This is a genomic window from Ligilactobacillus sp. LYQ135, assembly GCF_053711055.1.
The window spans coordinates 113,368-126,085 of the sequence record NZ_JBSJYT010000002.1 but is presented as its reverse complement, the minus strand read 5'-3'; the positions used below and the strand labels follow the sequence as shown (position 1 = coordinate 126,085).

Sequence of the window (12,718 nt, the reverse complement as noted above, 5' to 3'; positions counted from 1 at the left end):
GTTTTTTTATTTTACATATTAATCTTCTTGATATTTAAAATCGTTAACTTCAAGGATGTCATGAGGACTTAAATATCTAGTCTTGATAATAATTTCTGAAATTTCTTGAGGAGGTTCAGGGTTATTTTTGGTTAACCATAGTTTAATGATACTTAAAAGTTCTGAAATGATAATTTCATGCGCATAATCATCAGGAATAAGACGAGTTAATCGTGGTGAACCTTTTAAAAAAACCAAATCAGAATTTAAGACTTCATTTAAAAGTTTTTTAATTCTTTCTTCAAAAAAGGAATCACCATTTGGTCCGATCAGTGCTTTAGCTAATTCAAGTTCATCATAGACATATTCAATAATTTGATTAATAGTAGAGTACAATTTCATTTGCATTTCTTTAGAATTTGAAATCATCGCTGCTTTTTCGGATTTTTGGTGTAAAGATTCAACATTTAAAGAATTACGTACATGGTCTAAAAATTGTTTCTCATAATGTTCAACTAAAGCTGGTTTATCAACAAAATGCTTATAAAAAGTACTACGATTAATATGGGCTGCTTCAGTGATATCTTTTACAGTAACGTGATTTAACCCTTTTTCATTTACAAGATAAATAAATGCAGCCTTAATTTTTTTTTCAGTTGTTGCGACTTTTTGATGCATGAACAAATTCACTCCTTTTGATATATCCATTAATATTATAATTGTTTGATAATAAAAAACAATATAAAATCAACAGGTTGTTGCTATTATTTTTTGCTTAAAATTGCAAAATGCAAATATAAGTGGAATGAAATCAACATTTCAAAGAAAATGATGATTGCATTTATTTCATTAATGAGATATATTATGTAAATGTAAAACAACACTGTGTCTATTTTAAATGAGAAAGAGGGATCAAAAATGGAGGAAAAAAAGGGCACTAAAAAGCGATACATAGTTCAAGCAATTATTTGGTTAATTTTATTGATTGCTTCTTTAGTTGCAATGCCTAATATTAATAAATTGGTTCGTGAAAAGGGCCAAATTACATTGCCAAGTTCAACTACTAGTCAAATTGCGGATACAATTCAAAATCATTGGGGACGTCATCAAGACAATACTCGCCAAGTTGTAGTTGTTTTTAGCAATGGAGATAAAAAATTAACAAATTCTCAAAAAGAAAATATTGACGATACGATTCATTCATTAAGAGTACAAAAGAAGAAATATCACATTAAGTCAATGACTGCTCCAAACGAAAATCAATATACAAAAGAGCAGTTAATTTCAAAGGATAAAACAACTGAGCTTTTACAATTAAATGTTGATAAAAATATTACGGTTACTAAAACACGTGAATTAATCACTAAGGGTGCTAAGACCCCAGGAGTGAAGACTTGTGTAACCGGAAGTGATATTTTAAATGATGATTTCATTAATGAAACTCAAGAAGGAATTAAAAAGACTGAGGCAATTACAATTGTATTTATTTTTATTGTATTAGCATTTATTTTCCGGTCACCATTGACTCCAATTTTCTCATTACTTTCAGTTGGAATTTCAATGTTAATTTCATTGAGTTTAGTAATGAACTTATCTGAACACTTTAATTTTCCATTATCAAACTTCACTCAAGTATTTATGGTGGTTGTTTTATTTGGGATTGGAACGGATTACAACATCTTAATGTTTGACCAATTTAAAGAAGAATTAAGTAAAGGACTATCTTCGCTAGAGGCCACGCGAAGATCATTGAAGATCGCTGGAAAAACAATTTTATTTAGTGGTTCATCAGTTTTGATTGGTTTTTCAACGTTAGGATTAGCTAAATTTAGTATTTACCGTTCAGCAGTTGGAGTAGCAGTTGCGGTTGCAATTTTGTTGTTAGCTTTACTAACATTAAATCCATTTTTTATGGCCCTTTTAGGTAAACGCATTTTCTGGCCAAGTAAACAATTTAATGGATCATCTACAAATAAAATGTGGCATAATATTTCCAAAACAATGGTTAAAATGCCATTTCTTGGTTTATTAATTACAGCTTTATGTGCATTACCATTCTTACTATCTAAAGGTACACCATTAAATTATGACACATTAGTTGAATTAAATGATTCGGTTCCTGCTAAACAAGGATTTAAAGTAGTTGAGAAACATTTTTCAAAGGGAACAGCAGAACCAACGACTCTTTATTTAAAAACAGATCATGCACTAAATAATGAGGAAGATTTAAAAGAAATTGATGAATTAGCTCATCAAATTAAAGGAATTAAAGGAGTAAAAACTGTTGCTACGGTTACAGAACCAGGTGGCTCAGAATTAAAACAATTATACGTTAAAGACCAGTTAAAAACAGTTACAAGTGGAACTAAAGATGCACGTAAAGGACTAACTCAAATTAGTAGCGGATTAGATGAAGCTAATAATAAATTGAAGAGTGCTAATGTTCAAGCTGGATTATCTGGAGTGCAACAATTATATACAGGTAGTCAACAACTTCAATCAGGAGCAAATACATTAGCAAACGGGGCGGCAACTTTAAATAGTGGAATGGCAACGTATGCTAATGGTGTTTATACACTAAATGTTGGTATGAACCAATTATCAAGTGCTACGAATGGACTAAGTTCAGGAGTAAATCAACTTTACTCTGGCTCTAGTCAAGTAAGTAATGGTTTAGCTACATTAAATCAAAAAACAGGTTCTTTAAGTAGCGGAGTAAGTCAACTAACAAATGGTGGACAACAATTAGCGAATGGTACAAGTGAGCTTGCAAATAAGTTAAATGCTGTTAAAAATAGTGGGCAAGTAAACCAATTAAGTACAAGTGTTTCACAACTTCAAAGTGGTGCAAATCAAATTGCAAATGGTTTGAGTCAAATGCAACAACAAATTGAAGCGCAAAACATGGATACTTCTCAAATTGCCCAATTGAAGAATAGTTTAAATCAACTTAATCAAGCGTTGGCACAATTGAATAACTCATCAACGCCTGATCTTGCTAATATTCAAAAATCAGCTCAGGCCTTATCTTCAAGTAGTGATAAAGCCAAAAGTGATGCAGCTGATCTACAAAATTCATTAAATCAATTGAAACAAGATGCATCTTCTGTAAGTAGTGGAAATGCACTAAGCGATTCAGATATTAATAATATTGTTAATGCTGTAAATCAACAAGGTGGACAAGCACTTACTTCTCAACAAGAACAAGCTTTACGTTCTGCATTACAAGATACATCAAGTCAAATTGGACAAAAGCAACAACAAATGTTAAGTGGTTTGAATGATAGCATTAATAGTGCCACTACGAGTGCTCAAAACTTACAAAATGATATGCAAAGTGTATCTTCAAATGGAAATACACTATCAAGTGAATTAACTCAATTACAATCACTTGGAAATCAATTAAGTAGTATTAAGACATTAGCGCAAAATCAAACTCAAGCTAATAATGCTTCATTACAAGCATTAGATAAGTTAAATCAAGCGGTTCAAGGATTACAACAAATTAATAATGCTTTAGGACAACAAGGACTAGTTTCTGGTTCAAGAAAAGTTGCTGATGGATTGAATCAATTAAGTTCAGCAACTGGACAAATGCAACAATTAGTAACAGAAGCCGCTAATGGTGCAAATCAACTTAATAATGGAGCAAATGCATTAAATAGCGGATTGAATCAACTAGGTTCACAAGTGCCTACACTAACGAGTGCAGTCTCACAATTAGCAAATGGTTCAAACCAAGTTACAAATGGAATTGGTTCAATGCAAGCTCAAATGCCTACAATGATTGGTGCAATTTCGGCACTTAGTTCAGGTACAAATCAACTTGCAGCTAATACTCCAGCATTACAATCTGGTGCTTCTCAAATTTCATCAGGAGCAACATTATTAGCACAAAACCAAGGAACATTAACTAATGGACTGGGACAAATGTACAATCAAATGAGTGGATTAGTTGGGCAAATTGGAACTTTAGAAAATGGACTTTCATCAGCAAGTGCAGGTGCTAATAAGATTAATTCTGGTTTAGGTACAGCAAATAATTACTTAACAGGATTGAAGAATTCCGCAGCTGCAGATACTTACTATGTACCAAAAGATGTATTGAAGAGTAAAGAATACCAAAAAGCAATTGATTCATACATGTCACAAGACTTACATGCTGTGAAATTTACAATTATATTAGATGAAAATCCAAGTTCATTAAGTGCAATGCATACTGTTGAAAATATTCAAAGTTTAGTTAATAAATCCATTAAAGGAACATCACTTTCAAGTGCAAAAGTAGCCTTAGGTGGACAAACTGCATACATTAACGATACACGTAACATTGCATCTAAAGACTTTATTAGAACGGCAATCATTATGTTGACAGGTATCTTGTTAGCATTGATGTTAATTACACGTTCAATCCTACAACCATTCTATATTTTAGGTACATTATTACTAACATATATTATGGCATTGGATATTACGCATTTAATTAGTAAAGCCTTCTTAGGTCAAAGTATGTTGACATGGAACACTCCATTCTTTAGCTTTATTATGTTAATTGCATTAGGTGTTGACTATAGTATTTTCTTGATGATGAAGTATCAAGAATATGATAGTGCTTCGGCTACTCCAGGAGCACGCATTGTAAAAGCGTCAACTGAAATTGGAGCTGTTGTTGTTTCTGCAGCATTGATTTTAAGTGGAACGTTTGCTGCTTTAATGCCATCTGGAGTATTAACATTGATTCAAGTAGCGATGGTAGTAATTATTGGATTAACAATTTTAGTATTTGCAATTCCAACAATTATTCCAAGTCTTTTGAGTTTGACGTATCCAATTAAAGATAAAATGGGAACGCCAAAGAATAAAAATTAGAATTCAATAGAAAAGATTGTGATTTTTTTCACAATCTTTTTTTGTTATTAAATTTTGTAGTTAAAGTTAAAAGCAAATCAAATGCCTAATTTGAAAAAATTTTAAAAGCCAAAAATTAGCTTAAACAATTAAAATTTGTTAAGATATATGTATTGATTTTGAACAAGAGTATAAGGTGAGATTATTATGCGTGAAGATAAAGATTTTCAAGATGAAATTAGATGTTCATTTTGCGGTAAATCCGAATCGCAAGTCAAAAATATGATTTCTGGTCCGGGAGTATATATTTGTGATGAATGTGTAGCGGTTGCTTCATCAATTATCAAACAAGAGCAGCAAAATGAAATGGCAAGTGATTTTTCAAAAATTCCAACGCCAAAGGAAATTGTTGATACATTAAATCAATATGTGGTTGGTCAAGAGAATGCTAAAAAGATTTTAGCTGTTGCAGTATATAATCACTATAAACGAATTACCTCTTCATTAGATGATGATACTGAGTTGCAAAAAAGTAATATTTGTTTAGTAGGACCAACAGGTTCAGGGAAAACCTATTTGGCTCAAAGCTTAGCTAAAATTTTAAATGTTCCGTTCGCCATTGCAGATGCGACTACTTTAACTGAAGCTGGTTATGTAGGGGAAGATGTTGAAAACATTTTACTTAAGTTGATCCAAAATGCAGATTATGATATTGAACGGGCTGAACGTGGCATTATTTATATCGATGAAATTGATAAAATTGCTAAAAAAGCTGAAAATGTATCAATTACACGGGATGTTTCTGGAGAAGGAGTTCAACAAGCGTTACTTAAAATTTTAGAAGGAACAGTGGCTTCAGTTCCTCCTCAAGGGGGACGCAAACATCCCCAACAAGAATTAATTCAAATTGATACAACTAACATTTTATTTATTGTTGGTGGTGCTTTTGATGGAATTGAATCAATTGTTAAACATCGTTTAGGAGATAAAACGATTGGATTTGGAACTGATTCACAACAAGGAATTGATGAATCAAAGAGTTTAATGCAACAAATTATTCCTGAAGATTTAATGAAATTTGGTTTAATTCCTGAATTCATTGGTCGATTACCAATTTTAACCTCACTTGAAAAATTAAATGAACATGATTTAGTTAGAATTTTAACTGAACCTAAAAACGCATTGGTAAAGCAATATAAAAAATTAATGGCTTTAGATGATGTGGAACTATCATTTACTGATAATGCATTAGATGAAATGGCTAAGTTAGCGATTAAAAGAAATACAGGTGCACGTGGGTTACGTTCAATTATTGAACATACAATGATGGATGTAATGTATGAAACTCCAAGTAATGAACGGATTGGAAAAGTTATTATTACTGGCGATACTGTTAAGGGAACAGGAAAACCGGAAATTATTATGTCAAATAATAAATAGGACTTTTCCATAAAATTAATTTTTGCTAAAATAGGCATTAGATGAAATGCGGGAGGCTTCAGAATGGAAAAAGCACAAATTGGCGTAATTGGAATGGCCGTAATGGGAAAAAACCTTGCTTTAAATATTGAAAGTAAAGGTTATAAAGTAGCAGTTTATGACTGGGATTCAACGTATACAAAGAAAGTTATGGCAGATCATAGCGATAAAAACTTTATTCCTAACTATGAAATGGAAAAATTTGTCGAATCAATTGAAAAACCACGAAAAATTTTAATGATGGTAAAAGCAGGTGCTCCAACTGATTCTACAATTCAAAACGTTTTGCCATATTTAGAAGAAGGCGATGTTTTAATTGATGGTGGGAATACATTTTTTAAAGACACAATGCGCCGTAATCAAGAATTAGAACATTCTGGAATTAATTTTATTGGAATGGGGACTTCTGGTGGTCAAAAAGGAGCTTTAACAGGATCTTCATTAATGCCAGGAGGACAAAAAGAAGCATATGAATTAGTGGCTCCAATTTTAAAACAAATTGCAGCCAAAGCGCCTGAAGATGATGAACCTTGTGTAACTTATATTGGACCTAATGGAGCAGGTCATTATGTGAAAATGGTTCATAATGGAATTGAATATGGGGACATGGAATTAATTGCTGAAAGTTATGATTTAATGAAGCAAATTTTGAAAATGTCTAATCAAGAAATTGCTGCCGTATTTGATCAATGGCGTGATTCAGAATTAAATAGTTATTTAATTGATATTACTGCTGAAATTTTAACTCGAAAAGATGATTTAGAAACTGGAAAAGATATTATTGATGTTATTCTTGATAGTGCTGGAAATAAAGGAACTGGAAAATGGAGTTCTCAAAGTGCACTTGATTTAGGAATGCCTCAAACATTAATTACTGAAGCGGTTTATGCACGGTATATTTCTGCAATGAAAAATGAACGTGTAGCTGCAAGTAAGGTTTTATCAGCTCCTCAAATTGATCTTGGTGAACTTAATAAAGATCAAGTGATTGAACAAATTCGTAAGTCTTTATATTTTAGTAAGATTATGAGTTATGCTCAAGGATTTGAACAAATTAAAGTTGCATCTGATAATTATCATTGGGATATTAAATTAGGTGATTTAGCGAAAATTTGGCGTGCAGGTTGCATTATTAGAGCTCAATTTTTACAAAAAATTACAGATGCTTATGAAAAAAATCCAAAATTAGATAACTTATTGTTAGATGACTATTTTAAAGAAGTAGTTGGTGGTTATCAAAATGATGTGCGTGAAATTGTGTTACTAGCAGTTAAAGCAGGGATTCCATGTCCATGTTTTACAAGTGCAGTCACATATTATGATCAATATCGAGCAAAACGGCTTCCAGCCAATTTAATTCAGGCTCAAAGAGATTACTTTGGCGCACATACTTATGAACGTACAGATCGCGAAGGTAATTATCACTACGAATGGTATCCCGAAGAATAGATTATAAAAAATAAAAGGCGTCGCGTCCTATTCGCATCACCGTTCATGGTAAATCGCGTTAGCTCGTGGCGCTTTTAGTTTAATGACAGGAGAGTGAATGTGTTGAGTAGAATTTTAATTGTTGAAGATGAAGAAAATTTAGCACGTTTTGTAGAATTAGAATTAAAACACGAAGGGTATGATACTCAAGTTTGTTATGATGGACGAGAAGCATTAGATTTAGCGTTAAATGAAAAATGGGATGCAATTTTACTTGACTTAATGCTTCCAGGATTGAATGGATTAGAAGTTTGTCGGCGAATTCGTCAAGTGAAAACTACTCCAATCATCATGATGACTGCACGTGATTCAGTGATTGATCGTGTTTCAGGACTTGATCATGGAGCAGATGATTATATTATTAAACCATTTGCAATTGAAGAATTACTTGCGCGTTTACGAGCAGTTTTAAGACGTGTCGATTTAGAAGGACAAGGAAGTGCTAATAAAGCAACTACTGTTACGTATCGTGATTTAACCATTGAAAAAGAAAATAGAGTGGTTCGTCGTGGAAATGAGGTTATTGAGCTTACTAAGCGCGAATATGAACTTTTATTAACATTAATGGAGAATATTAATGTTGTTTTAGCACGTGAAAAATTACTTAAAAAAGTTTGGGGTTATGAAAGTAAAATCGAAACTAATGTAGTTGATGTATATATTAGATACTTAAGAAATAAAATCGACCGTCCTGGTGAAGATAGTTATATTCAAACTGTTCGTGGAACTGGGTATGTAATGCGTTCGTAAAATGGGAAAGCGTGAAGTAATTAATGCAGATCAAATTGAGTCTAAAAGGCCTGCTAAAACTGTTTCTTTAAAATTAAAGTGGTCGATTGGAACAGCGATTGGAGCAACCTTGATTTTTGCAATTTTTGCAATTTTGTTATTTCAAAGTTTCTCTAACATATTGTTAGAACAGCAACACACATATACAAAAAATGCAATGAATGCAACGGAGAAAAAATTATCTGTATATTCTAAAAATTTATCACAAGAAGATATTCAGCATTCTTTTAATATTAGTTATTTAGCTAAGCCATCAAGAGATGAAACGCCGTATAAAGATTCTTTCATTAAATCTGCTGCTCCTGAAAACATTGTTGTTGGAATTTATAATCAGCAGGGCAAACAACTGTATGCCACCCGCGAAGAAAACGTTAATTTCAAGAAAGTTTCTAAAAATCAAGAAGAGCGCTTTAAGAAAAATGGACATTCCATTTTAGTAATGCGAAAACCAGTTAAATCAAAACAAACTAAAAAAGTGATTGGTTATATTCAAATTACAGATAAGTTAAGTGAATATGATCGCATTCACCATAAATTATTGATTTTATTTATTATTTGTGGGATTACCGTTTGTTTTGCAATTGCATTAATGAGTTATTGGCTTTCATCGGTGCTTCTTCAACCAATTGATACTATCAATGAAACGATTGATCAAATCAATGAAGATGATGATGAAGCCAAGGCATTGTCAAATGTGCGCGTTCCAAAAATATCAAGTGGAGATGAGCTTGCTCAATTAGGAGTAATGTTTAATGAAATGCTTGATCGAATGCAACGATATGTTGAACAACAGCAACAATTTGTGGGAGATGTTTCACATGAGTTGCGTACGCCAGTTGCAATTATTCAAGGGCACCTTGATTTACTAAAGCGTTGGGGGAAAGATGATCCCAAAGTTTTGGATGAATCAATTAAAGCATCTTTGCAAGAAATTGATCGGATGAAAAATTTAGTTCAAGAAATGTTAGATTTATCCCGTGCAGAACAAGTTGAAATTCAATATGGAAATGAAGTTTCAGATGCACGTGAAGTGGGATTACAAGTTTATAATGATTTTAAAATGATTCATCCAGATTTTCAAATAATTTTAGATAATGATTTAAAAGCAAAAACCCTAGTTAAAATTTATCGGAATCACTTAGAACAAATTTTAATTATTTTGTTAGATAATGCGGTTAAGTATTCAACTGAACGAAAGGAAATTCACATCACAATGTCAAAAAATACACGATATGTTGAATTTTTAGTTCAAGATTTTGGAGAAGGAATTTCTCAGGAAAATATTAAAAAAATTTTTGATCGATTTTATCGGGTTGATAAAGCACGGAGTCGAAATAAAGGTGGTAATGGGCTAGGATTGTCGATTGCACATCGTTTAGTTGAAGGGTATCATGGCAAAATTAACGTGGAAAGTGTAGAAGGTCAAGGATCTATTTTTAGAGTTCAGTTACTCTTAGCAAAATAAAAAAATCGTGATTTTAATCACGATTTTTTTATTTGTTTCGCTTTTGTTTTCCAGCATTTCTTTGCCGATTTAAATTATGAGTTTCAACGGCTTTGTTTTGTGCATTTTGAATTTTAGTTTTAACTGGTTCAACTTTTTTAGGCTTATTTTTATTTTTTTGTGCCATTTGCGCTTCAATTTCTTTTTTAATTTTTGGACGCATTCCGTTAATTAGTAATGTTTGGAAACATGCAATGATTCCTCCAGCAAAGAAATAAAGTCCTAAACCAGCTGGTGCAATCCATGTCATGAAAGCAAACATTACAGGTGTGTAAATCATCATCATTCCTGTAGTCATTCTATTTGTTTGACTTTCAGGTAATCCACGAGTTGATAGCCACCCTTGAAGTGCATAAATTAAAAATGTTAATACTACAAAGGTAAAGCTTCTTCCTGCAAGATTGATTCCGAAAAAGGTTGAATGTGATAATTCTGGAGAATATTGAATGGCTGCGTACAATGCAGCGAAAATTGGCATTTGAATTAAAAGTGGTAAACAACCAATCCCACCAGTCATAGAGATTTCATTATCTCGATACAATGACATCATTTGTTGACTTAATGCCATTTGTTCTTCTTGTGTTTGTGCATTCTTAGCTTGTTTTTGTAATTCAACTAGTTGAGGCTGAATTGCAGCCACTTTTTCTTGTTGAATTGTTGATTTTTTCATTTGGCTTAGCATTAAAGGCATTAAAAGTAGGCGAACAACTAAAGTGATAACCACGATTGCCCAACCGTAACTGCCGCCAAGTAAACCAGATAACCATTCAAGTAAATGTTGTGTTGGAACAGCTAAATAATCATAGATAAATCCATAAGGTTTACCAGAACTGGTTCTTTGAACACATCCACCAAGAAAAAGAGAAATAGTCAAGAATGCTCCCGCTAAAACAGCGATTTTTTTCTTTTTCAATGTTCAATTCCTTTCATTTTAAATATACAGACTTAATGATAAGCAAAAACAAAAGGAATTTCAATACGGATTAACCTATTTATTCATAAGTTATTGAAAAATTAGAATAATTTTTATTAGAAATTTCTGTAACTTTAATATCATCTACACGGCCACTTGGAGTTGGAGATAATTTAATTTGACTTAAAAATTTTTGTAATATTAGAGGAGCTGCTTGTGCTTCAATGTACACAGATCCATTTGAACGATTCATAACAATTCCTTTAACTCCCATTGAATCTGCTAATTGCTTAGTTGTATATCTAAAGCCGACGCCTTGAACTAAGCCAAATACTTGAATTGCGATTGTTTTCATGAAAACACGTTCTTTCTTTGAAATTAACTTTATTTTAACATAAATAAGTGATCTTTTTTTTATTTTATAATTGAGTATGATAAAATCTAATATAGTATTTTAAACGGAGGGATTATCGTGAATATTGGAATTGATAAAATTGGTTTCTTTACTCCTCATTTATATTTAGACATGAAAGATTTAGCACAAGCACGTAATGTGGATCCAAATAAGTTTTTAATTGGCATTGGTCAAAGTAAAATGGCAGTGATTCCGCCAACTCAAGATGTAATTTCAATGGCAGCTAATGCAGCAGATAAAATTTTAACTGCTGAAGATAAAGATCAAATTGATATGGTTTTATTTGCAACCGAATCAGGAGTAGATAATTCTAAATCAGGAGCTGCATACCTACAACATTTATTAGGTTTAAAAAATCAAATTAGAATGGTTGAATTAAAACAAGCATGTTATGCGGCAACTGCAGCTATTCACTTTGCACAAGGACATATTGCATCAAATCCAGATTCTAAGGTACTTGTAATTGGTGCTGATAATGCACGCTATGGTTTAAAAACCAAGGGGGAAGTTACTCAAGGAGGCGGAGCAGTTGCAATGCTAATTACACGTAATCCAAGAATATTAGCAGTTCAAGATGATGCAACATATTGGGCTGAAGACTTAATGGATTTTTGGAGACCATTAGGAATGGATGAAGCATTAGTGGATGGAAAGTATTCAACAAATGTATATTTGGATTTCTTTAAGCATGTTTTTAGTGAATATCAAGAAAAAAATGGTTTTGATGTTTCTAAATTTGATGCACTATTATTCCATTTGCCATATACAAAAGAAGGCTTCAAAGCATTAAAAATTGCAATTGAAGATGCTGATCCCCAAATTGCAGCTAAATTGACACGTCAATTTGAAAGTGTGCGCCAATATAGTAATCAAATTGGAAATTTATATACGGGATCATTATATTTGGGATTACTTTCTTTATTAGAAAATTCAACCGACTTAAGTGCTGGAATGCGTCTTGGTTTATACAGTTATGGTTCTGGTGCTCAAGGTGAATTTTACTCTGGAATTTTGCAACCTGGATTTGAAAAGATGATTGAAAAAGAAGCATTTCAACATGTATTAGATCAACGGCAACAATTAACAGTTGATCAATATGAAAAAATTTACAATTCGCGTATTAAAGACGAAAAAACACGAATGTTAGATTATAGTGATGATCCTGCAAAATTTGTCTTTACTGGAGTAAAAGATTATCAAAGACAGTATGTAGAAAAATAATTTAAATTTAATCAAATAAAATTAATGGTCAAACATTGCTTTTAATGAATTTTTTTGACAAAATATAGATAAAGCAATGTTT

At 32.1% G+C, this 12,718-nt stretch carries 9 protein-coding genes; 6 read left to right on the top strand and 3 right to left on the bottom strand.

From position 1 onward, the window contains the following. Nucleotides 1-18: 18 nt before the first annotated feature. On the bottom strand, nt 19-657 hold the full coding sequence (locus tag ACWCL1_RS02540; protein ID WP_454545366.1) for a TetR/AcrR family transcriptional regulator: 639 nt from the start codon (nt 655-657) through the stop codon (nt 19-21). A gap of 240 nt (nt 658-897) precedes the next feature. Between ACWCL1_RS02540 and ACWCL1_RS02535 the strand changes: the two genes are divergently transcribed. The 5 genes from ACWCL1_RS02535 (at nt 898) to ACWCL1_RS02515 (ending at nt 10,048) form a co-directional block, all read left to right on the top strand. After that, the gene (locus ACWCL1_RS02535; RefSeq protein ID WP_454545365.1) at nt 898-4,848 is read left to right on the top strand and encodes an MMPL family transporter; all 3,951 of its coding nucleotides are present in this window, start codon (nt 898-900) and stop codon (nt 4,846-4,848) included. 186 nt (nt 4,849-5,034) lie between these two features. After that, nucleotides 5,035-6,267, top strand: a complete 1,233-nt coding sequence (clpX, locus tag ACWCL1_RS02530; RefSeq protein ID WP_454545364.1) for an ATP-dependent Clp protease ATP-binding subunit ClpX — start codon at nt 5,035-5,037, stop codon at nt 6,265-6,267. Nucleotides 6,268-6,330: 63 nt separating this feature from the next. Continuing rightward, nucleotides 6,331-7,755 (top strand): NADP-dependent phosphogluconate dehydrogenase, encoded by a 1,425-nt coding sequence (gene gndA / locus ACWCL1_RS02525; RefSeq protein WP_454545363.1) that lies wholly within the window; start codon nt 6,331-6,333, stop codon nt 7,753-7,755. A 102-nt stretch (nt 7,756-7,857) separates the two neighbouring features. Next, entirely contained in the window at nt 7,858-8,544 is a 687-nt protein-coding gene (locus tag ACWCL1_RS02520) for a response regulator transcription factor (protein WP_454545362.1), read from the top strand. A gap of 1 nt (nt 8,545) precedes the next feature. Beyond that, on the top strand, nt 8,546-10,048 hold the full coding sequence (locus tag ACWCL1_RS02515; protein ID WP_454545361.1) for a HAMP domain-containing sensor histidine kinase: 1,503 nt from the start codon (nt 8,546-8,548) through the stop codon (nt 10,046-10,048). Between the two features lie 28 nt (nt 10,049-10,076). On the opposite strand, the gene yidC is transcribed toward ACWCL1_RS02515, so the two are convergent. Continuing rightward, nucleotides 10,077-11,000, bottom strand: a complete 924-nt coding sequence (gene yidC, locus ACWCL1_RS02510) for a membrane protein insertase YidC (RefSeq protein ID WP_454545360.1) — start codon at nt 10,998-11,000, stop codon at nt 10,077-10,079. A gap of 79 nt (nt 11,001-11,079) precedes the next feature. Further along, nucleotides 11,080-11,355 (bottom strand): acylphosphatase, encoded by a 276-nt coding sequence (locus ACWCL1_RS02505; RefSeq protein ID WP_454545359.1) that lies wholly within the window; start codon nt 11,353-11,355, stop codon nt 11,080-11,082. Between the two features lie 117 nt (nt 11,356-11,472). Here ACWCL1_RS02505 and ACWCL1_RS02500 point away from each other — a divergent pair, with 117 nt between their 5' ends. Beyond that, nucleotides 11,473-12,636, top strand: coding sequence for a hydroxymethylglutaryl-CoA synthase (locus ACWCL1_RS02500; RefSeq protein WP_454545358.1), 1,164 nt, complete (start codon nt 11,473-11,475; stop codon nt 12,634-12,636). Nucleotides 12,637-12,718 lie beyond the last annotated feature (82 nt).